The organism is Ruegeria sp. AF2, assembly GCF_056542025.1.
In genome coordinates this window covers 173037-198623 of record NZ_JBQFZC010000005.1, presented here as the reverse complement: position 1 = coordinate 198623, position 25587 = coordinate 173037, and the positions used below count along the sequence as shown (strand labels likewise).

Genomic DNA, 25587 nt, shown 5'->3' with positions numbered 1-25587 from the left:
ATGAGCGACTGGAAACCCAAACGCTTCTGGACGACAAGCACGGTCGTTGAGACCGACGTGGGCTATACGGTTGAACTGGATGGTCGGCGGGTCAAAACGCCCGCCAAGGCTGCGCTGGACCTGCCCACGCGTGCCATGGCCGAGGCCGTTGCACGGGAATGGGATGCGCAGGAAAAGAAAATCGATCCGACCACGATGCCATTCACCCGTTCGGCCAATGCGGCGATCGACAAGGTGCGGCACCAGCATGGTGAGGTTGCCGATATGCTGGCCGATTACGGCGACTCGGATCTGCTGTGTTATCGGGCGACCCATCCCGAAACGTTGCAGCAGCGGCAGTCCGAGGCCTGGGATCCTGCATTGGATTGGGCTGCGGACGCGCTGGGCGCACGGTTGATCCCGCGTGCAGGGGTGGTGCATCAACCGCAAGCTGCCGAGGTGCTGCAAGGCCTGCGTGACCGGGTGCATGGACTGAATGCGTTCCAACTGGCAGCGTTTCATGACCTCGTCAGTCTGTCGGGATCATTGATTCTTGGTTTTGCGGCAGCCCAGAATTGGCGCAAACCGGACGAGATCTGGCGCATTTCTCGGCTGGACGAGCTTTGGCAGATCGAACAATGGGGCCACGACGATGAGGCACATGCTGCCGCCGAAGTGAAACGGGCCGCCTTTCTGCACGCAAAGCAGTTCTTTAACCTCTCGTTCTGAGACGGATTCTCGTCAAATCGTGAATTTGTGTCCGATTCTGGCAGAAAAGACCTATCGTTTTCCCTGATCCAGCCCTTGACGTTTGTTGATGAATACGCCCAAACTCGGGCCACTAAAGGGGAGACACCTTTTGGGTAACCTTTCTGGCGCCTATGCGCCGGATCGAACCGTTCCATTCAGGGATGGAAAATCAGGAAGAGGTAAAAATGAAAAAATCCGTAATTTTGGGCGTGGCAACCATTGCCGGCCTGGCTGCTGGCGCAGCTGCAGCGGGTACCGTTGACGACGTGAAAGCCCGCGGCAAGCTGAACTGCGGCGTTGCAACCGGCGTACCCGGCTTTGCCAGCCCCGATGCCAATGGTGAGTGGCAGGGTTTTGACGTGGCCGTATGCCGCGCGGTAGCCGCTGCCGTTCTGGACGACCCAAGCGCCGTTGAGTTCATCCCGACCACCGGTAAAACACGTTTCACCGCGCTGGCTTCGGGCGAGATTGACATGCTGGCCCGTAACACTACGTGGACCTTCAGCCGCGACGTCGACCTGAAGTTCGAATTCGTCGGCATCAACTACTACGATGGTCAGGGCTTCATGGTTCCCAAGGCACTGGGCGTCAGCTCGGCCAAGGAACTGGACGGTGCAACCGTTTGCATCCAGACCGGCACCACAACTGAGCTTAACCTGGCGGATTTCTTCCGCATCAACAACATGAGCTACGAGCCGGTTCCGATCGAAACCAACGCCGAAGCGCAGCAGCAGTATCTGGCTGGTGCCTGTGACGTTTACACCACCGACGCATCGGGTCTGGCTGCTACGCGCGCCACCTTTGAAAACGCAGGCGACCACGTGATCCTGCCCGAAATCATCTCGAAAGAGCCGCTGGGCCCGCTGGTCCGTCATGGCGATCACGAGTGGGGCGATGTGGTCCGCTGGACCCTGAACGCACTGATCGCAGCGGAAGAGCTGGGTGTAACCTCGGCGAACATCGACGAGATGTCCAGCGGTGCCACCGACAACCCAGAGGTAAACCGCCTGTTGGGTACCGAAGGTACGCTGGGTGAGATGCTGGGTCTGGACGCGAACTGGGCACAGCGCGCGATCAAAGTCGGCGGTAACTACGGCGAAGTGTTTGCCAAGAACATCGGCGAGGAAACCCCGATCGGTCTGGCACGCGGCCTGAACGCACAGTGGACCGATGGTGGCCTGCTGTACGCACCGCCTTTCCGCTAAGATCCACGGAAAAGGGCGCGGGGGAACCCGCGCCCTTTTTCCTTCCATAAGAAACACGCCCGGAACGATCTGAGCAGAGGCAAACTCTGCCAACATCCGGGATGCACGGGGATATACATAGGTCATGACGACACTCACTGACCCGCCGAAGGAGCACTTCCGGCTGTCCATGCTCCTTTATGATACGCGGTACCGATCTGCGACCATTCAGGTCATAGCGATGATCGGTTTCATGCTTCTGGCAGCCTGGATTATCAACAACACCATTCAGAACCTTGAAACGCTGGGCAGAACAGTCGGGTTCGACTTTTTTGCCGAACCGGCCAGCTATGACATCAACCAACGCCTGCTGGAATACGACTCGCGCGATACACATCTGCGCGCGGCGTTTATAGGCCTGCTAAACACTCTGGTTGTTGCAGTTCTGGGCTGTATCACAGCAACGATCATCGGTGTCATGGTCGGTGTTTTGCGCCTGTCGAATAACTGGCTGATCGCGCGGATCATGACAGTCTATGTCGAGATGTTCCGTAACGTTCCAGTGCTGCTTTGGATCGTGTTCGCCATGGCGATCCTGATTGAAAGCCTGCCAGCACCGCGCGCCTTCCGAGGTGAAAACCCAGAAGCCACGATGGATCTTTTTGGCACGGTCGCGGTCACAAATCGCGGTGTCTATATCCCCGAGTTTCTGTTCTCGCGCGGATTGGGCGATATCCACCTTTTCGGTACATCAAGCCTGCGCTTTGATGTTTCGCTTGACCTGATCGCCTTCCTGATCGTGTTTGGCGGCAGCATCTTTGCGATGCGCAAGGTTTCGGCCTGGGCCAATTCAACGCAAGAAAAGACTGGCGATCGCCCGACCATCTGGCACATCCAACTGGGCCTTTTGTTCGTGCCATCAGCCATCCTGCTGGGCGTTCTGGGTTTTCACCTGGGCTACCCTGAGCTGAAAGGCTTCAACTTCAGCGGCGGTACCCACCTTCGTAACTCGCTGATTGCCTTGTGGCTGGCCCTGTCGCTGTACACTGCGGCATTCATCGCCGAGATCGTGCGCGCCGGTATTCTGGCCATTTCCAAGGGTCAGACCGAGGCCGCATCCGCACTGGGCCTGCGCCCGGGCCGGACCATGCGTCTGGTGATCTTGCCGCAGGCGTTGCGAGTGATCATCCCGCCAATGATCTCGAACTATCTGAACCTGACCAAGAACTCGTCGCTGGCGATCGCGGTCGGATATATGGACATCACGGGTACGCTGGGTGGCATCACCATGAACCAGACCGGTCGCGAGCTGGAATGCGTTCTGCTGCTGATGCTGGTCTACCTGTCCATCTCGCTGAGCATTTCGGCGGTGATGAACTGGTACAACAACCGTGTCAAACTGGTGGAGCGGTAATATGAGTGATGTTTCATTTGTCCGCACGGAAATGTTGCCGGAACAGGCACCACCCGCCTCCGAGGTCGGTGTACTTGGCTGGATCAAGCATAACCTGTTTTCAAGCTGGCTGAACGCCATCCTGACGATCGTCTCGCTGGTGTTCATCTACTATGTGCTCTCCAACATCCTGTCCTGGACGTTCGAATCCGTTTGGAACGCCAATTCGCTGTCGGAATGTCGTGAGATCATGATGGCGACCTGGGGCGATACGCATGGTCATGCCTGCTGGGGCGTGATCAAGGACCGGTGGCTACAGCTGCTCTATGGGTTCTATCCGCCGTATCCGGCCCATCCGGACGCGACGTGGTCTAACCCGCCCGAAACTGGCGGCTGGCCGGCCTATTTCCGTCCGAACCTGACCTTCATCCTGTTGTTGGTTGCTATTGCGCCGGTGTTGTTCACCAAGGTGCCGCGTAAGCTGTTGATCGTAACGGCGGCTTATCCGTTCCTGCTGCCTTGGCTGATGTGGGGTGGCTCGATCTGGGGGCCGCTCATGGTCGCCGCCGGGTTTGCCATCGGGTATTTCGCGTACAAGTTTGCGCTTCCGGTTGCCGGATCTCTTGCCGCGATTATCCTTGCGATTGCGCTGCCCATACTATGGTGGCTGTTTGCTGCCGGTTCCGTGGCTGACGCAATCAATGCAATCATTCCGGTCGGTATCGCGCCGGTGGAAAGCCGCGACTTTGGTGGCTTTATGCTAGCGATCCTGTTGGGTGTTGTGGCCATTGGTGTTTCGCTGCCTATCGGTATCGTGCTGGCGCTGGGTCGTCAGTCCGATCTGATGATCGTCAAATACCTGTGCGTGGGCTTTATCGAGTTCATTCGGGGCGTGCCGCTGATTACCCTGCTGTTTGTGGCATCGCTGTTGCTGAACCTGTTCCTGCCGCCGGGCACTAATTTTGACATCATCCTGCGGGTGATGATCATGATGACCCTGTTCTCGGCCGCCTATATGGCCGAGGTGATCCGGGGTGGTCTGGCCGCCCTGCCGCGTGGTCAGTACGAAGGCGCAGACAGCCTGGGCCTGAACTACTGGCAGGCGCAGCGGCTGATCATCATGCCACAGGCGTTGAAAATCTCGATCCCGGGCATCGTGAGCACGTTCATCGGTATCTTCAAGGATACGACTTTGGTCTCGATCATCGGTCTGTTCGACGTGATTGGCCTGACCAACGGCATCCGCGCCGATACCGCCTGGAACGGCGTCTACTGGGAACTGTTTGCCTTTATCGGCGTTCTGTTCTTCGTGGTTTGCTTCTCCATGTCCCGTTATTCCATGTACCTGGAGCGCAAGCTTCAGACTGGCCACCGTTAAGGAGTTCAACACATGTCTGAACTTGCAATTGAACGCGAAATCGACCGCTCCAAAATGCAGGTGAGCGACGAAATCGCCATCGAAATCACCAACATGAACAAGTGGTACGGGGCCTTCCACGTGCTGCGCGATATCAATCTGACCGTCAATCAGGGCGAGCGGATCGTGATCGCGGGGCCGTCGGGGTCGGGCAAGTCTACCCTGATCCGCTGCCTGAACGCGCTGGAGGAACACCAGCAGGGCACGATCATTGTGGATGGGACCGAGCTGTCGAATGACCTGAAAAACATCGACAAAATCCGGTCCGAGGTTGGCATGGTGTTCCAGCACTTCAACCTGTTCCCGCACCTGACCATTCTGGAAAACTGCACGCTGGCCCCGATCTGGGTGCGCAAGACGCCCAAGAAAGAGGCCGAAGAGCGCGCGATGCATTTCCTGGAAAAGGTGAAGATCCCTGAGCAGGCCGACAAGTATCCCGGTCAGCTATCGGGTGGTCAGCAGCAGCGTGTGGCGATTGCCCGCTCGCTGTGCATGATGCCGCGGATCATGTTGTTCGATGAACCTACATCGGCGCTGGACCCTGAGATGATCAAAGAGGTGCTCGACACCATGATCGAACTGGCCGAGGAAGGCATGACCATGCTGTGTGTGACCCACGAGATGGGCTTTGCCCGCCAGGTCGCCAACCGCGTGATCTTTATGGATGCCGGTCAGATTGTGGAGCAGAACGAACCGGAAGAGTTCTTCAACAACCCGCAGAGCGAACGGACCAAGTTGTTCCTCAGCCAGATTCTGGGACACTAAATTCGGATCAGAAAACCAAGAAGGCGGGGTGTCGACCTCGCCTTTTTCTATTCCAGCAGCTCGCGTGGGATCGTGAAGCCCAGAACCTCACCCTGATGCCATTCGAGCGCATTCCAGTCGGGGATATCGAACCGGATTACAGTCGTTGCACAAGTCGGATAGTCGTAGAATCTCGAATGATCGGGCTGGTTGCGTACCAGCCGATTTGCAAATGCAGCGATGCCGGGATTATGCCCCAGCATTAGTACGGTATTGCCGGTGGCTGTGGCCAATTCGGCGAACATCTCATCGGGGCCTGTCAGATACAAGGCGGGGGTAAAGCGGATTTCCGGGGTGCTCAGCCCCAGCCTGTCCCACGTTTCCCGGGTGCGCTTGGCGCTTGAGCAGATAACGTCATCCGGCAGCCAGCTATTGCTTTGCAGCCACGCCCCAATCGCGGGGGCCGATTTGCGTCCTCGATTGTTCAACGGGCGGTCGTGATCTTCGGCAAAGGGATCGCTCCAACTGGACTTGGCATGGCGCATTAGGATCAGTGTGCGGGTCATGATCGGTGAAATGCTTTCATGTGATACGCAGATTGCTCTGGCTGGCGCTCTGCGCCGGCGCTGAGAGGGCAGGCGAGCCGGGCGAGGCAGCCTTTGTTCACGCAGCTGTGTCCCGCTTTGGTATCGAGATGATCATGACAGGCTGCCACGTCATAGAAGCTGTGGGTGTTCAATGCCCCAACCGGACAGGTTGTTGCACAAGGCGCGGGGCATTCTGTGCAGGGTGACGATTGAGAAACGGATGGAATTGAGAACTCATCCGCAAAATGCAACGCACCACGGAATGACATCATCATCCCTACCGTATCGTGCACCAGAGCCCCGACCGGACTGCTGAAGGTGCGACCGGACTTAAGTGCCCAGTCAATGAAGGGTGCGTATGGTGGGCCGCCGAACGGATAGTAGGCGGTGCCCCTCAAGTCCTGCGCAAGCTGGCCGATCACCCGTCTGGACCAGCGATCAACCGGGTCGGGTTGGCGATCCTGCCACTCAGCCGAGGCCTTCAGAGCAGGCCAGAATGCCCCCGCAGCCCCCAGAAGGATTAGGGTTCCGTCATCAAGTTGCTTTGCTTCACTGGGCCTTGGATGAAGTGCACCCATAACTATCAGCCCAACCTGAGTGGCTGCTCGTTCGACATTGGCGTAGGTCATCAACGGCGGAAGGGCAGAGCCAGGCTCCAGCCCAGTTTTGTTGGTCGATCGTCCTGCCATTCCAATCCCACGCTCATTTGTTCGTGCCCGTCCCGAGGTTGTGCAATGTAAGTCCCCAGCATTCGGTCCCAGATAGACAGTGCAAAGCCATAATTGCTGTCATGCTCTGTTCGGAATACCGAATGATGTACGCGATGCATATCGGGTGTCACAAGAATCCTACGTACCACAGCGTCAACGGCAAGGGGGAGCTTCAAGTTTGAATGATTGAACAACGCTGTGCCATTAAGAAGGATCTCGAACAGGATCACAGCCAGGGCGCTGGCGCCGAGCAGATAGATTAGCCCGATTTTCAGGATCATGGACAACGCGATTTCAACAGGGTGAAAGCGGACTGCAGTAGTGACGTCCATGTCTCGGTCGGCGTGATGCACACGATGTAGCCGCCAAAGGATTGGCACCTTGTGGGTAATCAGATGCTGTAGCCAGATTGCAAAGTCCAGAATCAGCACACATAGAATAAGCTCAACCCACCCTGGCCAGGCGAGCCAATTAAAAACGCCCAATCCATTTTTCCCGGCATCAATGGCAGCGCCAACTGCCAATAAGGGCAACCCAATCGCCATAGTCCTGAGCATCAGTGTGTTCAAAACAGTGATTGATAGATTGGTTAGCCACCGATTTTTTCGCGGACAGGTTCGTAAGCGTTTTGGCGCAATTGTCTCTGCCGCCGCAAACACAACAAACAGGATCAAAAACACGCTTAGGCGAAATAGGGGCTCGTTCTCCATACATTCACAATCGAGCATGTTAATGCCCGGTGCAAGATGTTGAAGATCACTATGGCGTTAATCAGGACGGATCAAGGATCCGGCACCGTGTTCCGTAAACAGTTCGAGCAACACCGCATTTGGCGCGCGCCCGTCCAGAATAACGACCGCCCGAACGCCATTATGCAGCGCGTCCAGCGCAGTTTCGGTTTTTGGAATCATCCCACCCGCAATAGTGCCTTCACGCGTCATCTCACGAATCTGGCCGGCTTTGAGCTCGGTCACGACATCGCCCGCTGCGTTCTTGACGCCCGCTACATCGGTCAGCAGCAGCAGGCGGTCTGCCTTAAGAGCTGAGGCGATCGCCCCGGCTGCAGTGTCGCCATTCACATTGAAGGTTTCGCCATTCCGACCTGCGCCCAGCGGCGCGATCACAGGGATAACATCATGCGCAAACAGGTCATGCAGGATTTTGGGGTTCATCTCGGACGGTGTGCCGACAAACCCGAGCGAGGCGTCGGTCTGTTCGCACATCATCAAATGGGCATCCTTGCCCGACAGACCCACAGCCATGCCACCCTGCGCATTGATCGCCTGCACGATCCGCTTGTTCACAAGGCCCGACAGGACCATTTCGACCACTTCGACTGTGGCTTTGTCCGTCACGCGTTTACCACCCACAAACTCGGACTGGATATCCAGTTTGTCGAGCATCGCATTGATCATTGGGCCACCGCCGTGCACGACGACCGGGTTTACGCCAACCTGACGCATAAGCACCACATCGCGCGCAAAGCTTTCCATGGCTTCGTCGCTGCCCATGGCGTGGCCACCTAGCTTGATGACGACAATCGCACCGTCGTATCGCTGCAGATAGGGCAGGGCGCTGTTCAATGTGGCGGCGGTGGCGATCCAATCCCGGTTCATATCTCGTGTCTTCATGGCTGATTGTCCCTCTGGGACCCTGTGTTAGGGCGTTTGGAGGATGGTGCCAAGACCGGATCGCGGAAACAGCCAATCTGAACGGGCCGTACCCGATGGGCGCGACCCGGCTTCCTTAGCTCATGACTTGTATATTGCTGAACAGCGTCACTCCAGATGCGCAATGATCGAACGCAGGGTCGGAATGCCGTCGCCCTTCTCGGATGAGGTCAACACGATCTCCGGGAATGCCGCAGGATGTTTTGAAAGCGCGGCGCGTACCTGGTCCAGCACCTTTTCCCGGTCTTTTGCTTTGACCTTGTCGGCCTTTGTCAGAACGCATTGAAAGGTCACTGCGCTGGTATCCAGCAGCTTCATGATCTCGGCGTCCACAGGTTTCACCCCGTGGCGCGAGTCGATCAGGACGAAGGCACGGCGCAGGGTCTGACGTCCACTCAGATACTGTTTCAGCAGACGTTGCCATTTTTCCACGACCTTCACCGGCGCGTTCGCATAGCCGTACCCTGGCAGGTCGACCAAATAGAGTTCAGGCCCTTGCGTGAAAAAGTTGATCTCTTGTGTACGCCCCGGCGTGTTCGAGGCACGTGCTAACCCCTTGGTGCCCGTTAGCGCGTTGATCAAGCTGGATTTACCGACATTCGAACGCCCGGCGAAACATACCTCCAGCCGATCGGGGGCAGGCAGGCCATCCATGGCAACGACGCCTTTGACGAATTCGGATGGCCCGGCAAACAGCTTTCGACCGGTTTCCGTTGCGAATTCATCTGGAGTTTCAGCTAGTGGAAAGGGAAGTGTGGTCATAGAACCTGAACCTCGTCACCGGTGTGAATGGTGCCGCCTTCCAGAACTTCGGCATAAACGCCAAAATCCTGATGATCCCAGCTGCTCAGCGCACCCAGTGTGTCGGCATCCCGCTCACCCGTTTCAGGGTTGGCGGTTGTCGCCAAACACCGCGTGATGCGTTCGCGCACATGAAAAACGGCCTCGCCGATCCGGATGTCGCGGCCAATCCAGTCGAACTCATTCCACAGCGGCAGGCCATCGAACCAGATATTTCCGCGCCAGCGAGCGATAGAAAGATCCCTGCCTAGCTTCTGCTCGACCGCCCGATGCGACGACATATTGCACAAACTGATCGAAGGAAAATCGCTGTCCGTCATGCCGCGATTAGCGGCGCGGATAATGCGGGCAGACGCAGCGCGATCTGCAGGCATCAGCGGTTTGACCCAGTCCAGAAAGGTATCCTGATGCGTGTCGGGCTCAAAGCTTAGATCGGGGCGATTGGGATGTCTCAGCGTGACCGAGTCGCCTTGCAGCTGCGCCGAGATTGCCATCAACTGAGGGGCCTTCGCGCCTCGGCTGAAATTGGCGCAGGGTGCCCATTCCGATCCATCCGCTTTCGACGCCTCATGTGCAACCGCCCAAACACGATCCCCGGGCATGGTATGCCCGGGGATCATGGTAATGCGATCAAGGCGTTCACGCCCGTGACTTTTGATCGGGTGCCGCCAAATGCTGGTGACCGAACCGCTCATTTGTCGTCCGTCTTTGGCGTGCGTTTGAAGCCTGATTTGATGTTGCCAAATACATCGGGCGTATAGCCCTGGCTCCGCATGATCAGGTATTGCTGGGTAAATGTGATCGTGTTGTTCGCGATCCAGTAGACCACCAAACCGCTGGCAAATCCGCCCAGCATGAACATGAACACCCATGGCATCCAGGCAAAGATCATCGCCTGTGTTGCATCGGTCGGTGCCGGGTTCAGTTTCTGCTGCAGCCACATCGAGATACCCAGCAGCAGTGGCAGGATACCGATAAAGATCAGCGCCATGAAGCTTTCAGGCTGCGGTGCCGCCCAAGGCAGCCAACCAAAGAAGTTGAAGATTGAGGTAGGATCCGGAGCGCTGAGGTCCTGGAACGGGCCAAACCATGGGGCTTGACGCAGTTCGATGGTGACAAAAATCACCTTGTACAGCGAGAAGAAGATGGGGATCTGCATCAGGATCGGCAAACAGCCTGCGGCCGGGTTAACCTTTTCCTTCTTGTACAGCTCCATCATGCCTTGCTGCATCTTCTGGCGGTCATCCCCTGCGGCCTCTTTCAAGGCTTCCATCTGGGGCTGCAGTTCCTTCATCTTGGCCATCGAGACGTAGGATTTGAAAGCCAGCGGGAACAGAATCGCCTTGATGATCAGGGTCAGGCCGATGATCGACCAGCCCATATTGCCGATCAGCAGATTGATGTTGTGCAGCAGCCAGAAGATCGGCTTGGTCAGGAAGAAGAACCAGCCCCAGTCGATGCTGTCGATGAATTTCTGTACGCCTTCCGCCTGGTATTCCCGAATGGCTTCCCATTCCTTGGCACCAGCGAACAGGCGTGTGGTCACTTCGGCAGTCCCACCCGGCGCTACAGTCAGCGTCGGCAGCACCGTTTCGGTTTGATAGATTTTGCGGCGCGAGTCATATTTTGCGGCTGCTTTGAAGGTCGAGCCCGGCTCTGGGATCAGCGTGGTCATCCAGTAGTGATCCGTGAAGCCGATCCAGCCATCTTCCTTGACCTGATAGACCTCGGCCTGCGCCCGTTCGTTCGGGTCGATGTCAAAATCGCGGACATCACCATAGTCAACTTCGGACAGCGTGCCGTCCGCCATGCCGATCACACCCTCATGCAGGATGAAGAAGTTTTTCAGGCCCGGTAGGTCGCCATCTTCACCAATACCGTGGCGCGCAAGAATGCCATAGGGTGCCATGCCCACCTCGGTTTGGGTCGCGTTTTCAACCGATTGGGTAACTGTGAACATGTAGTCCTGATCGACCGCGATGGTGCGGCGGAAAGTCAGGCCATTGCCATTGTCCCAGGCCAGCGTGATGGGGTTGTCTACGCCAAGCGTCTCACCCTCTTCCAATGTCCAGAGCGTGTTGGGGCCCGGGACATCCGCACCTGCAACTCCTGTACTCGGTGCCCAGCCGTAAAGGGCATAATAAGCCGATTCCGAACCAACCGGAGACAGCAGCTCAACAATAGGCGCGCCTTCTTCGATCGAGACTTTATAATCTTTCAGAAACAGCTCATCGATCCGCCCGCCGGACAGGGACAGGCTGCCTTTCAGACGGGGGGTGTCGATGTTGACGCGAGGGGCTTGTTCCTCTGGCAGTGTTTCCTCGGCGGTCGCTGTGGCTTCACCCACGGTGCTGGTCGCGCTGGGTGTTTGCACCTCGTCGCCTTCCAGAGCTGCAATTTCTGCAGCGTCCTGCGTCGTGGTTGATTCCGGCGGTGGGAACAGCACGAACCAGACAAGGATCACCAGAAAGCTGAGCGCGGTTGCAAGGATGAGATTTTTGTTCTGATCGTCCATCGGGGACAGCCACCTTGAGCAGTGAAACACACCCGGTGGGTTCAACAGAGTGCAGCCCCAAAGGTCAAGCGGAATCGCCCATCAAATCGCTCCGGCGCTGGATTTGGCGCACCGTAATTGCAGATTTCATCCCATTTTGCGACCGATCTTGGATGCACCCCTGATCTTGGCACGATGCGCCGCGATCCAATCCAGGGTCTGCTCAAATGGCATTGGCTTTGCAATTCCGAACCCCTGAACGTGGTTACTGCCCAATTGCGCCATCAACGCGTGCTCGCCGGGCGTTTCCACGCCTTCGGCGAGCGTCTCGAGGTTCAGGCGTTCAGCCATGGTCAGAATGGCGCTGACCAGTTGCTGCTGGCTGGGATCCTGATCGGATTTGGTGACAAACGTCCGATCAATTTTAATCCGCGAGACGTCAAACCGCTTGATAGAGGCGATTGAAGCATGTCCGGTGCCAAAGTCATCCAGGTCGATACAGCATCCAAGCGCAGCCATGCCGGTTACATTCCGCGTGATCACGTCATCCGGCCTGCGCGAGAACACGGTTTCCAGAATCTCAACCGCCAGCCGATCCGGTGTCAGATCAAACTGATCCAACTCCCATTTCAGGCGGTCGATCAGACCCGGATTGCGCAACTCATCGGATGAGAAATTGATACCGATCCGGGGCACAACGCATGCTGCACGATCCCAAGCTTGCATCGCTTTAAAAGCATGGTGACGCATGATTTGGCCTAGCCGCTCCATCAGTTCGGCTTGCTCGGCGAAGGGCAGGAATACCTGCGGGCTGAGAACACCTTTTATTGGATGCTCCCACCTTGCCAAAGCCTCGAACCCTGTGATGTTCCCATTATCCGTTGAAACCTGAGGCTGAAACCAGGGCCGAAACTCTCCATTGTCCAATGCCGCCTCGAACTCTTTTCTCAAATTGGCTCGGACCAGGGATCGCCGACGGGTCGCGGTTGAATAGGCGCGTATGGTGGAGGGACCGCTTCTTTGCGCCTCGGACAGTGCAGCGGTGGCGGCGCCAATCCACTCATCAGCCTCGACCTGTCGCAGGTCTGAATGCAGGCAGAACCCGATCGAGCAGGATTGGTAAACTCCTGTGCCATTCAACAAAAGCGGCTCTTCGACTGCGCTTTGGATGCGGCCAGACATTTGAATGCAGGCTTCCAGATCAAGATGTGGGGAGGGATGCAGGCCAATGAGAAACCGGTTCTGATCGATCTGCGAAAAGATGTCCTGATTTCGGATGATCGACAAGATACGATCACTGAATTGCTGCTTTACATGAGTGGCGGCAGCCTGACCGTGCAGATCCTGAAGATCGGCATAGCCGTCCAAAGCAATTGCGATACAGGCGGCATTCTCACCTGATTTGCTGACCGATTCACTCAACGCCTCCAACTCTGATTGGAATACGTCATATGGAACCAGGCCGCTGGGGCGCATACCTGAACTGCGGGCTGTATAAGAACGGCTTCCCCAATTTCCGATGACGGCAAAAGCAAGGGGCAAACCCAAAGCCGTGGTAACAAGCGCACGTTCACCGCCCAACCAGAAGGCGGCTAAACATGCCGCGGGAATAAATGCCAGAACCTGCGGTCCGGTGAGAAATATCCGCAGCGTTTCGGAACAACGGTCGACAAAGAGGAATTTCCGCATAGGTTTTACGGCCTTCAGCTTGGGCTAGGATCGCGCAAGCCAACCGTAGGAAGTCAATCTGAGTCAGGCGTTAACGTAACTGGGGAATATCGTCTGAATTTTCGTCTTTTTGAATCGGATCGATCGAAAGATTTGCGAAATCAAACAGTTTTGGGTCCAGAAGATGCGAAGGCCGCGCATTGGTCAATGCCCGAAACATCACTTGCCGCCGACCGGGGCTGTTCTTTTCCCACTGATCGAGGATCTGCTTGACCTGCTGACGCTGCAGCCCGTCCTGACTGCCACACAGATCGCAGGGTATGATGGGATAGTTCATCGCCTTGGCGAATTTCTCGCAATCCGCCTCGGCCACATGGGCCAGCGGGCGATAGACGAACAGATCACCTTCTTCATTCACCAGTTTTGGTGGCATGGTTGCAAGACGACCGCCATGGAACAGGTTCATGAAAAAGGTTTCAAGGATGTCATCGCGGTGATGGCCAAGCACAACTGCGGAACAACCTTCCTCGCGCGCGATACGATAGAGGTTGCCCCGACGCAGGCGTGAACACAGCGCACAATAGGTGCGGCCCTGCGGAACTTTGTCCATCACAACGGAATAGGTGTCCTGATACTCAATCCGATGTGGCACCCCCATACGGTCTAGGAATTCTGGCAGGACTGTTGCCGGGAACCCCGGTTGCCCCTGATCCAGATTGCAGGCCAGAAGATCCACGGGCAGCAGACCGCGCCATTTCAGTTCGTAGAGCACCGCCAGAAGGGTATAGCTGTCCTTGCCGCCCGATAGGCAGACCAACCAGCGGGGTGTTTCACCTTCGGCGGTGCGGTCCACCATGCCGTACTGCTCAATGGCCTCGCGCGTCTGGCGCACGATGCGCTTGCGCAGCTTCTTGAACTCGGTGGTTGAAGGCGCACCGGCAAAAAGCGGATGGATATCGTCGGCTTCATCAAACATGGGCGGGGCCTATCGCAGTTGGGTGAACCGGGCAAGGGTCAGGGTCGTTCGTCGTCGGGCACAGGGTCATAGCCATCGCCACCCCACGGATGGCAGCGCCCGATCCGGCGCGCCGCCAGCCATGCGCCCTTGATGGCGCCGTGTTTATCAAGCGCTTCCAGTGCATAGGCGGAACAAGTCGGCTGATAGCGGCAGTTAAATCCAACCCAGGGGCTGAAGATCAACCGGTAGGCCCGGACGGGCAGGGCGAGGAGATGGGCAAAGAGGGTCATTTGCCACCCCCGTGTATTTTGCGCAGCGCATAGCGCAAATCGTCTTTCAGCGCATCAAAGGGCCGTGCAGCGGTAACCTCGGCGCGGCCGATCAACACGTAGTCCCAGCCCGCATGCCCATGAATAGGTAATACGGCCCGCGCGGCTTCACGCAGGCGGCGTTTGGCGCGGTTGCGGGCGACGGCATTGCCGACCTTCTTTGAGCAGGTGAACCCGATGCGAATGCCCGCAGCCTCATCAGCGCCACGTTTACGCGCCTGCACCATCATCGATGCAGTGCCTTGCCGTTTGGCCCGCGCGGCTTTCAGAAAGTCCGAGCGATTCTGCAGTACGGTCAATGATTCAGATGCGCAAACGGACGCCGCCGGGGGCATCACCCTCGGCTGGTTGTTACCATCCTCAGGGGCCTCCGGCGGCGTCATGTTCATAACCTGAAAGGTCGAGCGGTTTATGCGCTCAGCGACTTACGGCCGCGTGCGCGACGTGCGTTCAGGATTTTGCGGCCGGCTTTGGTGGCCATGCGCGCGCGGAAACCGTGGCGGCGTTTGCGAACCAGGTTCGAAGGCTGATAGGTGCGTTTCATCGCTCCGTCTCCAATCTATAGCGGTGGGTGCGGCGCGGATTCGCCTAGCCCTAGTGTTCGAAGCCCGTCCTCTACTGGGTAGCGGGGGGTAAGTCAAACCCCTAGGTGGGGGTTTTGGTGCGTTTTGCAACAAATCTGTAATCTGCCCGGGCAAAAGATTTCAAAAACCGGGTTCAGAGCGCGTATCCCTCACATTAAGTGCCATAAACATCAAGGCCCCGTGAGGCCTCTGTTGCAGCGCGCGCGGGCGGCGCATGTTGTGGGCAAGATGAATGAACAAGAACCTGCTACCCAGATGAACGAAACCACCAAGATCCCGCGCAACGGGCTGGCGCGTCATATCCCATTGGCGGTGATTCTTGCCGTTGCCGCCGTGGGGTTCTTTGCGCTGGGCGACTATCTGACCTTTGAAACCCTGCGTGACAATCGCGAGGCTCTGCTGGCCTGGCGCGATTCAAACTACTGGGCGATGGCGGCAGCTTTCGTAGGGATTTACATCATTATTGTTGCCTTCTCGTTACCCGGTGCTGCGGTCGCTTCGATGACCGGTGGGTTCCTGTTCGGGTTGCTTGCAGGAACGGCTTTTAATGTTTTTGCCGCAACCATAGGCGCTTCGACGATCTTTCTGGCCGCACGCTGGGGTTTGGGTGAATCTCTGACCGCCAAGCTTGAAGCCTCGGAAGGGACGGTCAAGAAACTGAAGGACGGGCTGCGTGAGAATGAAATCTCGGTTTTGTTCCTGCTGCGTCTTGTACCTGTGGTGCCCTTCTTCGTTGCCAATCTGGTGCCCGCATTGGTTGGGGTAAAGTTCCGAAACTTCCTGATTACGACGGCGCTGGGCATCATCCCTGGTGGGATTGTCTATACCTGGATCGGTGTTGGGCTGGGTGGTGTCTTTGATCGCGGCGAAACCCCGGATGTCTCGCTGTTATGGGAACCCTTCGTGATCGGGCCAATTATTGGCTTGTGCGCGCTGGCAGCGCTGCCGATTGTCATCAAATCCCTCCGTGGTCGAAAGGGCTCCTGATCCATGCAAGAGTTGAAAACCGATATCCTGGTGATCGGGGCCGGGTCAGGCGGGTTGTCTGTAGCCGCCGGGGCCAGCCAGATGGGTGCGGATGTCATCCTGCTGGAAGGCCACAAGATGGGTGGGGATTGCCTGAACTTCGGCTGTGTCCCATCCAAAGCTCTGATCGCCAGCGGCAAGGCTGCATATGCTCAGGCCCACGCGTCGGCTTTTGGCGTCGCGGATGCGATGCCACAAGTGGATTACGCAGCTGCCAAGGATCATGTGCAGAGTGTTATCGCCCAGATCGAACCCATGGACAGTCAGGAGCGTTTTGAAGGCTTTGGCGTCAAGGTAATCCGGGAGTACGGCCGATTCATCTCACCCACGCAGGTACAGGCCGGAGATCACCTGATCACCGCCCGACGCGTCGTGGTGGCCACAGGTTCATCGCCCTTGGTGCCGCCGCTGCCCGGGCTGGATCAAGTGCCGTATTACACCAACGAGACCATATTCGACCTGCGCGATAAGCCCGAGCACCTGCTGATCATCGGCGGAGGTCCCATCGGCATGGAAATGGCGCAGGCGCATATCCGGCTGGGCTGCAAAGTGACCGTGATCGAGGGCCTTAGTGCGCTGGGCAAAGACGACCCTGAAGCTGCAGCCGTCGTGCTGGATAGTCTTCGGACTGAAGGTGTCGAAATCCATGAAAACGCCATGGTGTCCCAGATCCGAGAAAATGCAGGCACCATTGAGGTGGTCACTGAGAATGATGAGGTCTACGCGGGCTCTCATCTGTTGCTGGCCGTCGGACGCAAGGCCAATATCGACCGTCTGAACCTCGGCGCTGCCGGGATCGACAGCACGCGGGCAGGCATCAAGGTGGACGACTCTTTACGCACGAGCAATCGCAAGGTCTATGCCATTGGTGATGTTGCAGGTGGGCTGCAATTTACCCATGTCGCCGGATATCATGCGGGGATCATCATCCGCTCTGCCTTATTTGGGCTTCCGTCGAAAGCGAAGACCGCTCATATCCCATGGGCCACCTATACAGATCCCGAACTGGCACAGGTCGGCCTGACCGAGGCACAAGTCCGTGAACAGCATGGCGACGCGGTGGAGGTTGCCCGGTTCGACTATCACCACAATGACCGCGCAGTTTCCGAGCGCAAGACCAAGGGGTTCATCAAGGTGATGGTCGTAAAGGGCCGACCTGTGGGCGCGACAATCGTCGGATATCAGGCCGGAGAATTGATCAACTTGTGGTCGCTGGCGCTGGCCAATAATCTCAAGATGGGTCAGATCGCAGCGATGGTTTCGCCTTACCCAACGGTCGGAGAGCTTAACAAACGTGTGGCAGGAGCCTATTTCTCTCCAAGGCTGTTTGAGAATCAAATGGTTAAACGAGTGGTCAGGTTCGTCCAGCGCTGGATTCCCTGACCCAAGGAGGAGCGCAAAGTGAACTCGCTGTCGGGCCGATTTCTGATCCTGACGACGGTCTTCGTCATGTTGGCCGAAGTACTGATCTTTGTGCCATCGATCGCGCGTTTCCGTGAAGATTTTCTGCTGAACCGGCTGGAACGCGCCCAGATCGCCTCGCTTGCTTTGTTGGCCGACGATATGCTGGCTGATGAGCTTGAAGCGGAATTGCTGTCAAATGCGGGGGTCTATAACGTCGTATTGCGCCGCGACGAGGTGCGTCAGCTCATGCTGTCTTCGCCGATCCCGACCCAGATCACCAAGACCTTTGATTTGCGTAATGCCAGCGCTTGGGTGCTAATCCGTGATGCTGTCTCGAGGCTGTTTACCCCCGAAAACGAGGTCATTCGTGTGATTGGCGCGCCGGTCAAAGACGCAGGACTGTTGATCGAGGTGACAATGGACAGTGAGCCCTTGCGCATGGCCATGACGGATTATGGGCTCCGCATCCTTGGGCTGTCCTTTGTGATCTCAATCATGACGGCCTCGTTCCTGTTTCTGGCTGTGCGCGTGGTACTGGTGCGTCCGATCAAAAGCGTTGTTGGCTACATGCAGCGCTATGCCAGCGCACCTGAGGATGCGCGCGGCATCATCTCCCCCAATTCAAAGGTGACCGAACTGCGCGAGGCCGAAGAGGCCCTGCAGATGCTTCAAACCGATCTGACCCAGGCCCTGAAACAACGTGAACGTCTGGCCCAGTTGGGCGGGGCGGTGGCCAAGGTCAGCCACGATCTGCGCAACATTCTGACCTCTGCTCAGCTGTTTACCGATCGAATTGAAGCAAGCAATGACCCCCTGGTGGCGCGAATGGCACCCAAACTTGTCAATTCGATCACGCGGGCGGTTTCTTTGTGCGAAAGCACCTTGGCGTTCGGACGCGCCGAAGAACCAGCCCCAACCCTGACCATGGTGCGCTTGCGGGACGTTACCGCAGATGTTGTCGCCAGCGAGCAACTCGCCATTGCCGATGCCTGCGTTGAGATTGTGAACGACGTACCCGAAGATCTTGTTATCCGTGCCGACCCGGAACAGATTTTCAGGGTTGTCATGAATCTTGTGCGCAATGCCCGGCAAGCACTTCTGGTCTCGGGTAAGGCGGGGCGCGTAACGGTGTCTGCATCTGAGCTTGAAGCCGACTGGTGCATCGAAATCAGCGATACGGGTCCAGGCCTGCCCCCTAAGGCCCGAGAGAATCTGTTTACACCATTTCAGGGTGGTGTTCGCAAAGGCGGCTCGGGACTTGGGCTTGCGATTTCGCAAGAATTGGTGCGGGGTCACGGCGGAGACCTGTTTCTGAAAGACACAGGGCCTGATGGAACCACCTTTGAAATAAGGCTTCCACGCGGCGATATGACTTTTTGAAGTTTTTTTGAAGAATCGACTTGCGCGCCCTCGGCCTCAGGTCTAAATACCGCCTCACCAACGCGGACCGATAGCTCAGCTGGATAGAGTACTTGACTACGAATCAAGGGGTCGGGGGTTCGAATCCTCCTCGGTCCGCCACTGGTTTCCTGTTGAACGTCACATGAACCTGACCCAACCGTCATAGTTGGACCAGAAAAGCAGTGAACGTTTGACATCAGAAGGCGACCCCAATGTTGGACATCAGTTGAATTCGACCTTTGCGTCATCAGCTAACACGCCGCTGCCATTTCATACTCCTGCAGATAGTTTGGTTTGTTCTGACTTCTCTTTCGGAAAATCAGAGCTGATTTGTAGGTCAGACAGCGAAGCTGCCTGTTCCTGCCAATCTGCCACGTGGCGAACGCGGGAGGGGGCGAGGCAATGCTATTCGACAGGGGTGGTGCGGCCCGCAGACGCAGCCGAGGACACGGCCCTGTCTAAAAGGGTTGCCCGAGGGGGAGGGCCGGGCCCTCACCCTGACGGCTAGGGGAGATTGGCTTGTCCAAATCCCGCTGGCCCACGAAAGGACGGTGATGGGAAAGAGGGCTTGCTGCTGTTTGCTATTGAACCCGTCTGTCAAACTTCAAAAAATAATTGGGGCAACACAGCAGACTTTCGCTGCGCTTGAAAAACCTGACTAGGCTCTGGGCAGTGCCTTCACAGCGGTGCAGCTCCGCAATGCTGTCCTCACCATTCAGGCCGTCCAGCACGATCCTGATTTGCTCTTCTGCCGAAAATTTCTATCGGGTCACACCGCGAGTGTCCTTTACCACCTTCTCACCGTGGCTATGCTTGGTTCCGGGTTTCTTTCTCCTCGCTACTCCTTGGCGGTTATGGTGAGTCCGAAACCCTTCTGTAATCGGGCCCGGTATTGCAAGGATATTGCGCCCGAAAGTGCTTGCTTCTGTCCGTGATCTGCGTAGTGCACTCAAATGATGCGGTTGGCTCTGACGGGGAAAGCCTATTTCCCTTGCGGCATATATTTTTATCAGGGTTTTTGTCGGCATTTCCCGCGCTGCGTCCTTTCAGGGGCGCCTTCCTCGCGGAAGAGTTGGTACTCGTTGTCTTTAAGACGGTTCTGAATTCCGTGCCGTCTATCCACATCCGATGCATGATGACTGCCAGTTTCCTCGCGAGGGCAATTTTGGCGCGCTTTGCACCACATCGGGCGGCAACACGCATCGGCCATGCCTTCAACGGAGTCCATCAGGTGGTTCTCACAAGCATCACATGCGCTGCTTCGTAAAGCGTCTATCCCACACTGGCATCGCCGGCCTTGGTATTTGATGTGACTCGATCCGTTTGTCTGGATTGGTTTCGCCATGGCGTCATGCCAAAGCAGGCTTCCACCGACTTAGATGAACGGAAACGTTTGGGTCCCTCAATGGCAACACGGAAGCTCATTGCAACTATGGCGCCGACACCGGGAGTTGTCATAAGGCGACGACAGACATTATCTTTGCGAGACTGATCTCGAACCTGCTTGTCCAATTCAGCAAATTCTTCTGCCATCGCATCACGCGCTGACGGGAGCGGGAAGATTGCCGCCACCAGGACCGGGTTACCTGCGATCACGCAAATTGCCGCGCTCTTGACTGAAACATCAAGACCCACGAAATAAGTCTTGGTCATCTCCTTTGAGCTTCAAATCACTACCACAATTATGATGAACCGGCCCGATGACCGCATCTCCCTTATCAAATCAACCTAAACTAATCCATTGGCGCCGACGTCAGACACGTCTGCATGCCTGATCCGAGACGGCACATTATTAACACCGTCAGTTCCCTCGATTGCGAGCCTCCAGCCGTTCCAGATTGATGACTGTAGACAGCATCAGCCGATCGTGGCTCCAGTCCTGTGTTTGGCGAACTGATGCTGATCCGATGGCGAGAACTAATGCAAATGAAAGTATCAGTCCAAGAAATACGGCAGGCAGTCGGGTGTCTGCCATCGGCGCTTCGGTCAACGCTAACACGCGCTGCCGCAGTACGTGCTTTGCCTTTGTTCCGTAAACCAGTGCCACATTAAGAACACGTGGATTGTTCAACGTAATCGATCGCGCGCAGAATTCCAGCAAACAGGTCGTATACTCCTTTGAATCTATGCCCTTACGAGACACGACGGATTGGTCACAGGCCAATTCGCGTAGCCGGTCGAATTGGTGTTTGAGCACCAGATAGGCCGGGTTCCAGAACAGCAAAGGTCGCAAAAGCTCGAACCCAAGCTCCCATTCCACGTCATTGGCGCGGATGTGCTGAAACTCGTGCGCCAGGGCAAATCGCAACTCATTTGGTGTGTTCAACAGATGACTGGGCAGCACGACGTGCCGGCGGCGAAGGCCACGCACAGCGAACGGTACGGTAATCCGATCCGACAGGCGAATGTCCACCTTGGCGGATTGCCGCCACAGAAAACTGGTCGTGATCGCGCTGCGGATGGCCCATGCATCGCGCATCACACGAACTGTCAGCACCGCTGCAATAAGAGCAAATGCGATCAAGGCGCAGTTTGCGGCCATGCTTGCGCCTGCCAGTACGTGGTCCAGCCACCGCTCGCGCGTGTTCAGTAGGGTTTCAAACTGTGCTGCTGGCATGGCAATGTCGCCGCGCAGAAAAGCGGCCACGGCAATATCCCCCAGTGCAACAGGTTGCCCCGGCCAGACCAGTCCTGCAAGGCTCGAGACCCCTGTAGCCAAAATGGGGCTGACAAGAACGCAGATACAAAGTGCCTTGAGCAAGCGAAGCTGAGCCACAAATCCATATCGCATCGATGTCCTATCCAGCGCCGCGCGCACTGCCAACCAGATAAAGGCCGACAATCCAAGCACGACATTCAGATCAAGAAACGTATCGAGAACCGGTTTAACCGCTGTCATTTTGCAGTCTCCTCTCTACCAGTGCTCGAATTTCCTCCAAATCATCTTCTGTCAGCCCCTCATCGTCGACCAGCCTTGCAACCAGCGTTGCGGGTGTGTCGTCAAACAGGGTCCGAGAAAGATTCTGCAGCGACCGCGACTGGTACCTGTCCTTTTCCAGCAGGGGTCTGTAGATCAGCGACTTGCCGTTCTTCTCGCTTTCGACGAACCCTTTTTCATCAAGGATACGCAGAATAGTCGCGCCGGATGTATAGGCCAAATTACGATCAGAAGGCAGGCGATCAAGGACATCACGGACCGAACCCTGACCCAGCGCCCAGAGCTCATTCATAAACTCAAGCTCCACTTCGGTCAGTAGATTTGTTGTCTTTTTTTTTCGCATCGATCTCGGAGTCGCCATTTCTTAGTATGCCTGACAGACAAGCATCCTTTCGCTGTTTCTCAAAGCTTAAACTTTCCAGAAGACGAAGACGCCCCAACCGATGGACAGGAAAAGAGGCGTCCATACAGGTTGGCCTACCAGCCCAAGCCAGGCCAGGAAGATATAGGTCGAGCCGAGCAGTGTTATGAACAACCGATCGCCCAACGTGGTTGTCAGACCAAGTACACCGCGACGTTCAAGGCCGTCGCGGAACTTGAACCCTTCCAATAGTCCAATTAGCGCGATGGCCGCGAAGATACCCACGAATACCGCCAACGTCGCCGGGGTCCAGGCCATCCAGAAATCAGGCCAAAGAGGGGCGGTCCAAGAGAATCCCTTTTCCTCTTGCTGGCCAACATTGCCCCATCCGGCTTGCTGGGCGAATGCCATCGAAGGCAGGAAGGGGAGGGTGAGAAGAAGTCTACGCATATCGAACCTCACACACGGCCCATCGCGAAACCGCGCGCGATGTAGTTGCGGACAAACCAGATGACAATGGCACCAGGGATAATGGTCAGTGTTCCGGCTGCTGCCAGCAGACCCAACTCATACCCCGCGCTGGAGGCGGTGCGGGTCATCACGGCGGCGATGGGCTTGGCCTCGACCGCGGTGAGGGTCTTGGCCAGCAACATCTCGACCCATGAAAACATGAAGCAGAAGAAGGCCGCGACGCCGACACCCGCTTTGATGTTGGGCAGGAAGATCGTCACGAAGAAGCGCGGGAAAGAGTAACCGTCGACATAGGCTGTCTCATCCAATTCTTTCGGGATGCCGCGCATGAAGCCTTCGAGAATCCAGACCGCCAGCGGCACGTTGAACAGCGTGTGCGCGAGCGCCACGGCCAGATAGGTGTCGAACAGGTGGATTGACGAATAGAGCTGGAAGAAGGGCAGCGCGAACACCGCCGCTGGCGCCATCCGGTTGGTCAGCAGCCAGAAGAATAACTGCTTGTCGCCCAGAAACCGATAGCGCGAGAACGCATAGGCCGCTGGCAGCGCTACACAGACCGACAGCACCGTGTTGATCGTCACGTAGATTATCGAGTTGATATAGCCCCAATACCACGTCGGATCGGTGAAGATGGTAATGTAGTTCTCCAGCGTGAAGGTCTGGGGGAACAGGGAAAAGCCCGACAGGATCTCGTTCGTGGTCTTGAAGGACATCGCCACCAGCCAATAGATCGGCAGCATCAGGAACGCGATATAGAGGATCGGGATAAGGGACCGCTTCTTCATTGCGCGTCATCCTTTGTCATCAGAGTGTAGAAGACCCAGCTGACCAGCAGCGTGATGGCGAAGTAGATCAGGCTCATCGCGGCCGCAGGGCCAAGGTCGAACTGTCCCAGCGCGATCTTCACAAGGTCGATCGACAGTAAGGTGGTTGAGTTGCCGGGACCGCCGCCGGTCAGAACGAAAGGCTCGGTATAGATGTTGAAACTGTCCATAAAGCGCAGCAGAACGGCGATGGTTAGTACAGTCTTCATCTTGGGCAGCTGGATATAGCGAAACACTGACCAGGGGCTGGCACCGTCTATCTTAGCGGCCTGATAATAGGCATCCGGGATCGACACGAGGCCCGCATAACACAGCAGCACAACCAGCGACGTCCAGTGCCAGACATCCATGACGATCACGGTGATCCAGGCCGACAGTGGCTGTTGTGTCATATCATAGTTGATGCCCAGGACGTCATTCAGGAAGTAGCCCAGCAGGCCGATCTTGGGCAGAGTGAAGATATTCCACATCGAGCCGACCACATTCCACGGGATCAGCATCGGCAGGGCCATCAGGACCAGACAGACCGGCACCCAGAACCCTTTGCGTGGCATCGACAGGGCGACGATGATGCCCAAGGGCACCTCGATCAGCAGGATCAGGAAGGTAAAGAGGAACTGCCGACCGAGGGCCGCCTGAAACCGGTCGGAACGCAGGATCTGTTCGAACCAGCCCAGTCCTTCCCAGAAGAACTGATTGTTACCGAAGGTCTCCTGCACCGAATAGTTGACCACAGTCATCATCGGCACCAGCGCATTAAACGCGACCAGCGCCAGCACCGGCAGGACAAAGAACCATGCTTTTTGGTTTTCAGTTCTCATTGCGTCCGCTCCTCGGTTGCGATCCAGCCGTCGCGGTAGACGCGAGATTGTTCGGGTTTGAATTGCAGGTACACATGTGAGCCAGGGTTGGGCGCATTGTGTTCTGCTACGGCTTTCACCGGCGTATCACCGACCATGGCACTGACCACATAGTGTCGTCCGATATCTGCGACCTTGGTGACATGGGCAGGGATGCCGGTTTCGCCAAAGCTTATATATTCAGGCCGGATACCCAGATCGGTGCGGCCTCCGTCACCGTGGGTCTGGCCCTCCAGCATCACTTCATGGCCTTCGAACAGGGCCCGATCGCCCTTCGCTTCGCATGGCAGCACATTCATGCCGGGTGAGCCGATGAAATGGCCGACAAATGTGTGCTGAGGGCGCTCAAACAGTTCCACAGGGGTGCCGATCTGCACGACTTCGCCCTCCTGCATCACGACAACTTCGTCCGCGAAGGTCAGCGCCTCGGTCTGGTCGTGCGTGACGTAGATCATCGTGGCTTTGACGCGCTGGTGCAGCTCTTTCAGCTTGGACCGCAGTTTCCATTTCAGATGTGGGTCGATAACAGTCAGCGGCTCATCGAACATCACCGCGTTCACGTCGTCGCGCACCAACCCACGACCCATCGAGATTTTCTGTTTGTTGTCCGGGCTCAGACCTGAGGCCCGGGTATTCAACATATCCGTAACGTCCAGCATTTCTGCAATCTCATCGACGCGACGTTTGATCGTTGCCGGGTCAACCCCCCGGTTCTTCAACGGGAAGGCCAGATTTTCGCCCACAGTCATCGTGTCGTAGATCACCGGGAACTGGAACACTTGCGCAATGTTGCGTTGATCTGGGGGCAAGGCAGTAACGTTCTGACCATCGAACAGAATCTGTCCTTCGGAAGGCGTCAGCAACCCCGAGATGATGTTCAGCAGCGTTGACTTGCCGCATCCTGATGGTCCCAGCAGCGCATAGGCCCCGCCGTCGCGCCAGGTGACGTCGATTTCCTTCAGGGCGTAATCCTGTGGCCCCTTGGGATTGGGGAAATAGCTGTGTCGCAGGTTTGCAAGCTTGATCTGTGCCAT

At 56.7% G+C, this 25587-nt stretch carries 27 protein-coding genes, 1 tRNA gene and 1 pseudogene; 9 read left to right on the top strand and 20 right to left on the bottom strand.

All coding sequences use genetic code 11. The features are described 5' to 3' along the window. From ACR0NM_RS16670 to ACR0NM_RS16650, 5 genes are all read left to right on the top strand, one after another. Positions 1-708, top strand: a complete 708-nt coding sequence (locus ACR0NM_RS16670; protein ID WP_480615769.1) for an ATP12 family chaperone protein — start codon at positions 1-3, stop codon at positions 706-708. Between the two features lie 206 nt (positions 709-914). Continuing rightward, positions 915-1934 (top strand): amino acid ABC transporter substrate-binding protein, encoded by a 1020-nt coding sequence (locus tag ACR0NM_RS16665; RefSeq protein ID WP_170392882.1) that lies wholly within the window; start codon positions 915-917, stop codon positions 1932-1934. Between the two features lie 124 nt (positions 1935-2058). Then, on the top strand, positions 2059-3327 hold the full coding sequence (locus ACR0NM_RS16660; RefSeq protein WP_170392881.1) for an ABC transporter permease subunit: 1269 nt from the start codon (positions 2059-2061) through the stop codon (positions 3325-3327). 1 nt (position 3328) lies between these two features. Continuing rightward, positions 3329-4684, top strand: coding sequence for an amino acid ABC transporter permease (locus tag ACR0NM_RS16655; RefSeq protein WP_480615767.1), 1356 nt, complete (start codon positions 3329-3331; stop codon positions 4682-4684). Between the two features lie 12 nt (positions 4685-4696). After that, positions 4697-5488: an amino acid ABC transporter ATP-binding protein gene (locus ACR0NM_RS16650; RefSeq protein ID WP_304621965.1), complete on the top strand. Its 792-nt coding sequence runs from the start codon at positions 4697-4699 to the stop codon at positions 5486-5488. A gap of 47 nt (positions 5489-5535) precedes the next feature. On the opposite strand, the gene ACR0NM_RS16645 is transcribed toward ACR0NM_RS16650, so the two are convergent. The 12 genes from ACR0NM_RS16645 to rpmH all read right to left on the bottom strand — a co-directional run bounded on the left by ACR0NM_RS16645 (position 5536) and on the right by rpmH (position 15228). Further along, a complete protein-coding gene (locus tag ACR0NM_RS16645) occupies positions 5536-6033 on the bottom strand; it encodes a SixA phosphatase family protein (RefSeq protein WP_480615765.1) in 498 nt (165 codons plus the stop codon). Beyond that, a complete protein-coding gene (locus ACR0NM_RS16640) occupies positions 6030-6683 on the bottom strand; it encodes a ferredoxin (RefSeq protein ID WP_480615800.1) in 654 nt (217 codons plus the stop codon). The genes ACR0NM_RS16645 and ACR0NM_RS16640 overlap by 4 nt, the downstream gene beginning before the upstream one ends. Beyond that, positions 6683-7474, bottom strand: a complete 792-nt coding sequence (locus tag ACR0NM_RS16635; protein ID WP_170508739.1) for a sterol desaturase family protein — start codon at positions 7472-7474, stop codon at positions 6683-6685. Before ACR0NM_RS16635 ends, ACR0NM_RS16640 begins: the two co-directional genes overlap by 1 nt. A gap of 57 nt (positions 7475-7531) precedes the next feature. Continuing rightward, complete coding sequence (argB, locus tag ACR0NM_RS16630; protein ID WP_170392876.1) at positions 7532-8395, bottom strand: acetylglutamate kinase; 864 nt, start codon at positions 8393-8395, stop codon at positions 7532-7534. Positions 8396-8542: 147 nt separating this feature from the next. Continuing rightward, positions 8543-9196, bottom strand: a complete 654-nt coding sequence (gene yihA, locus ACR0NM_RS16625) for a ribosome biogenesis GTP-binding protein YihA/YsxC (protein WP_170392875.1) — start codon at positions 9194-9196, stop codon at positions 8543-8545. Beyond that, complete coding sequence (locus ACR0NM_RS16620; RefSeq protein WP_170649112.1) at positions 9193-9930, bottom strand: MOSC domain-containing protein; 738 nt, start codon at positions 9928-9930, stop codon at positions 9193-9195. The genes yihA and ACR0NM_RS16620 overlap by 4 nt, the downstream gene beginning before the upstream one ends. Further along, positions 9927-11750 carry a membrane protein insertase YidC gene (gene yidC / locus ACR0NM_RS16615; RefSeq protein WP_480615763.1) on the bottom strand — a complete coding sequence of 608 codons (1824 nt, stop codon included), beginning with the start codon at positions 11748-11750 and terminating at the stop codon, positions 9927-9929. The genes ACR0NM_RS16620 and yidC overlap by 4 nt, the downstream gene beginning before the upstream one ends. A gap of 126 nt (positions 11751-11876) precedes the next feature. Further along, positions 11877-13418, bottom strand: a complete 1542-nt coding sequence (locus ACR0NM_RS16610; RefSeq protein WP_480615761.1) for a putative bifunctional diguanylate cyclase/phosphodiesterase — start codon at positions 13416-13418, stop codon at positions 11877-11879. A 70-nt stretch (positions 13419-13488) separates the two neighbouring features. After that, complete coding sequence (gene ttcA / locus ACR0NM_RS16605) at positions 13489-14373, bottom strand: tRNA 2-thiocytidine(32) synthetase TtcA (protein ID WP_480615759.1); 885 nt, start codon at positions 14371-14373, stop codon at positions 13489-13491. A gap of 38 nt (positions 14374-14411) precedes the next feature. Next, positions 14412-14645 carry a membrane protein insertion efficiency factor YidD gene (yidD, locus tag ACR0NM_RS16600; RefSeq protein WP_170508727.1) on the bottom strand — a complete coding sequence of 78 codons (234 nt, stop codon included), beginning with the start codon at positions 14643-14645 and terminating at the stop codon, positions 14412-14414. Further along, a complete protein-coding gene (rnpA, locus tag ACR0NM_RS16595) occupies positions 14642-15067 on the bottom strand; it encodes a ribonuclease P protein component (RefSeq protein WP_170392869.1) in 426 nt (141 codons plus the stop codon). Before rnpA ends, yidD begins: the two co-directional genes overlap by 4 nt. A gap of 26 nt (positions 15068-15093) precedes the next feature. Then, positions 15094-15228 (bottom strand): 50S ribosomal protein L34, encoded by a 135-nt coding sequence (gene rpmH / locus ACR0NM_RS16590; protein WP_005980833.1) that lies wholly within the window; start codon positions 15226-15228, stop codon positions 15094-15096. Positions 15229-15496: 268 nt separating this feature from the next. Here rpmH and ACR0NM_RS16585 point away from each other — a divergent pair, with 268 nt between their 5' ends. The 4 genes from ACR0NM_RS16585 to ACR0NM_RS16570 all read left to right on the top strand — a co-directional run bounded on the left by ACR0NM_RS16585 (position 15497) and on the right by ACR0NM_RS16570 (position 19219). Then, a complete protein-coding gene (locus tag ACR0NM_RS16585; protein ID WP_480503723.1) occupies positions 15497-16255 on the top strand; it encodes a TVP38/TMEM64 family protein in 759 nt (252 codons plus the stop codon). A gap of 3 nt (positions 16256-16258) precedes the next feature. Further along, positions 16259-17677 (top strand): dihydrolipoyl dehydrogenase family protein, encoded by a 1419-nt coding sequence (locus ACR0NM_RS16580; RefSeq protein WP_480615757.1) that lies wholly within the window; start codon positions 16259-16261, stop codon positions 17675-17677. Between the two features lie 18 nt (positions 17678-17695). Beyond that, positions 17696-19078, top strand: coding sequence for a sensor histidine kinase (locus ACR0NM_RS16575; RefSeq protein ID WP_480615755.1), 1383 nt, complete (start codon positions 17696-17698; stop codon positions 19076-19078). Between the two features lie 64 nt (positions 19079-19142). Continuing rightward, a tRNA-Arg gene (locus tag ACR0NM_RS16570) sits at positions 19143-19219 on the top strand. A 539-nt stretch (positions 19220-19758) separates the two neighbouring features. On the opposite strand, the pseudogene ACR0NM_RS16565 reads toward ACR0NM_RS16570, so the two are convergent. The 8 genes and pseudogenes from ACR0NM_RS16565 to ACR0NM_RS16530 form a co-directional block, all read right to left on the bottom strand. After that, a pseudogene (locus ACR0NM_RS16565) lies at positions 19759-19893 on the bottom strand (IS3 family transposase); the annotation flags it as partial. 478 nt (positions 19894-20371) lie between these two features. Next, complete coding sequence (locus ACR0NM_RS16560) at positions 20372-20752, bottom strand: transposase (protein ID WP_480615753.1); 381 nt, start codon at positions 20750-20752, stop codon at positions 20372-20374. Positions 20753-20900: 148 nt separating this feature from the next. Then, on the bottom strand, positions 20901-21998 hold the full coding sequence (locus ACR0NM_RS16555; protein WP_480615751.1) for a M56 family metallopeptidase: 1098 nt from the start codon (positions 21996-21998) through the stop codon (positions 20901-20903). Further along, positions 21985-22380: a BlaI/MecI/CopY family transcriptional regulator gene (locus ACR0NM_RS16550; RefSeq protein ID WP_170567382.1), complete on the bottom strand. Its 396-nt coding sequence runs from the start codon at positions 22378-22380 to the stop codon at positions 21985-21987. The genes ACR0NM_RS16555 and ACR0NM_RS16550 overlap by 14 nt, the downstream gene beginning before the upstream one ends. Positions 22381-22446: 66 nt before the next feature. Beyond that, positions 22447-22848: a DUF2160 domain-containing protein gene (locus ACR0NM_RS16545; protein WP_170401966.1), complete on the bottom strand. Its 402-nt coding sequence runs from the start codon at positions 22846-22848 to the stop codon at positions 22447-22449. A gap of 8 nt (positions 22849-22856) precedes the next feature. Continuing rightward, on the bottom strand, positions 22857-23654 hold the full coding sequence (locus ACR0NM_RS16540; RefSeq protein ID WP_058280831.1) for a carbohydrate ABC transporter permease: 798 nt from the start codon (positions 23652-23654) through the stop codon (positions 22857-22859). Continuing rightward, positions 23651-24514, bottom strand: a complete 864-nt coding sequence (locus tag ACR0NM_RS16535) for a carbohydrate ABC transporter permease (RefSeq protein ID WP_170392846.1) — start codon at positions 24512-24514, stop codon at positions 23651-23653. The genes ACR0NM_RS16540 and ACR0NM_RS16535 overlap by 4 nt, the downstream gene beginning before the upstream one ends. Further along, positions 24511-25587 (bottom strand): ABC transporter ATP-binding protein, encoded by a 1077-nt coding sequence (locus ACR0NM_RS16530; RefSeq protein ID WP_170401961.1) that lies wholly within the window; start codon positions 25585-25587, stop codon positions 24511-24513. Before ACR0NM_RS16530 ends, ACR0NM_RS16535 begins: the two co-directional genes overlap by 4 nt.

Bases quoted from the DNA above. Each gene is read 5' to 3' on its own strand.
- ACR0NM_RS16670 (WP_480615769.1), top strand. From the start codon at position 1: ATGAGCGACTGGAAACCCAAACGCTTCTGGACGACAAGCACGGTCGTT.
- ACR0NM_RS16665 (WP_170392882.1), top strand. From the start codon at position 915: ATGAAAAAATCCGTAATTTTGGGCGTGGCAACCATTGCCGGCCTGGCT.
- ACR0NM_RS16660 (WP_170392881.1), top strand. From the start codon at position 2,059: ATGACGACACTCACTGACCCGCCGAAGGAGCACTTCCGGCTGTCCATG.
- ACR0NM_RS16655 (WP_480615767.1), top strand. From the start codon at position 3,329: ATGAGTGATGTTTCATTTGTCCGCACGGAAATGTTGCCGGAACAGGCA.
- ACR0NM_RS16650 (WP_304621965.1), top strand. From the start codon at position 4,697: ATGTCTGAACTTGCAATTGAACGCGAAATCGACCGCTCCAAAATGCAG.
- ACR0NM_RS16645 (WP_480615765.1), bottom strand. From the start codon at position 6,033: ATGACCCGCACACTGATCCTAATGCGCCATGCCAAGTCCAGTTGGAGC.
- ACR0NM_RS16640 (WP_480615800.1), bottom strand. From the start codon at position 6,683: ATGACCTACGCCAATGTCGAACGAGCAGCCACTCAGGTTGGGCTGATA.
- ACR0NM_RS16635 (WP_170508739.1), bottom strand. From the start codon at position 7,474: ATGGAGAACGAGCCCCTATTTCGCCTAAGCGTGTTTTTGATCCTGTTT.
- argB (WP_170392876.1), bottom strand. From the start codon at position 8,395: ATGAAGACACGAGATATGAACCGGGATTGGATCGCCACCGCCGCCACA.
- yihA (WP_170392875.1), bottom strand. From the start codon at position 9,196: ATGACCACACTTCCCTTTCCACTAGCTGAAACTCCAGATGAATTCGCA.
- ACR0NM_RS16620 (WP_170649112.1), bottom strand. From the start codon at position 9,930: ATGAGCGGTTCGGTCACCAGCATTTGGCGGCACCCGATCAAAAGTCAC.
- yidC (WP_480615763.1), bottom strand. From the start codon at position 11,750: ATGGACGATCAGAACAAAAATCTCATCCTTGCAACCGCGCTCAGCTTT.
- ACR0NM_RS16610 (WP_480615761.1), bottom strand. From the start codon at position 13,418: ATGCGGAAATTCCTCTTTGTCGACCGTTGTTCCGAAACGCTGCGGATA.
- ttcA (WP_480615759.1), bottom strand. From the start codon at position 14,373: ATGTTTGATGAAGCCGACGATATCCATCCGCTTTTTGCCGGTGCGCCT.
- yidD (WP_170508727.1), bottom strand. From the start codon at position 14,645: ATGACCCTCTTTGCCCATCTCCTCGCCCTGCCCGTCCGGGCCTACCGG.
- rnpA (WP_170392869.1), bottom strand. From the start codon at position 15,067: ATGACGCCGCCGGAGGCCCCTGAGGATGGTAACAACCAGCCGAGGGTG.
- rpmH (WP_005980833.1), bottom strand. From the start codon at position 15,228: ATGAAACGCACCTATCAGCCTTCGAACCTGGTTCGCAAACGCCGCCAC.
- ACR0NM_RS16585 (WP_480503723.1), top strand. From the start codon at position 15,497: ATGAATGAACAAGAACCTGCTACCCAGATGAACGAAACCACCAAGATC.
- ACR0NM_RS16580 (WP_480615757.1), top strand. From the start codon at position 16,259: ATGCAAGAGTTGAAAACCGATATCCTGGTGATCGGGGCCGGGTCAGGC.
- ACR0NM_RS16560 (WP_480615753.1), bottom strand. From the start codon at position 20,752: ATGACCAAGACTTATTTCGTGGGTCTTGATGTTTCAGTCAAGAGCGCG.
- ACR0NM_RS16555 (WP_480615751.1), bottom strand. From the start codon at position 21,998: ATGACAGCGGTTAAACCGGTTCTCGATACGTTTCTTGATCTGAATGTC.
- ACR0NM_RS16550 (WP_170567382.1), bottom strand. From the start codon at position 22,380: ATGCGAAAAAAAAAGACAACAAATCTACTGACCGAAGTGGAGCTTGAG.
- ACR0NM_RS16545 (WP_170401966.1), bottom strand. From the start codon at position 22,848: ATGCGTAGACTTCTTCTCACCCTCCCCTTCCTGCCTTCGATGGCATTC.
- ACR0NM_RS16540 (WP_058280831.1), bottom strand. From the start codon at position 23,654: ATGAAGAAGCGGTCCCTTATCCCGATCCTCTATATCGCGTTCCTGATG.
- ACR0NM_RS16535 (WP_170392846.1), bottom strand. From the start codon at position 24,514: ATGAGAACTGAAAACCAAAAAGCATGGTTCTTTGTCCTGCCGGTGCTG.
- ACR0NM_RS16530 (WP_170401961.1), bottom strand. From the start codon at position 25,587: ATGGCACAGATCAAGCTTGCAAACCTGCGACACAGCTATTTCCCCAAT.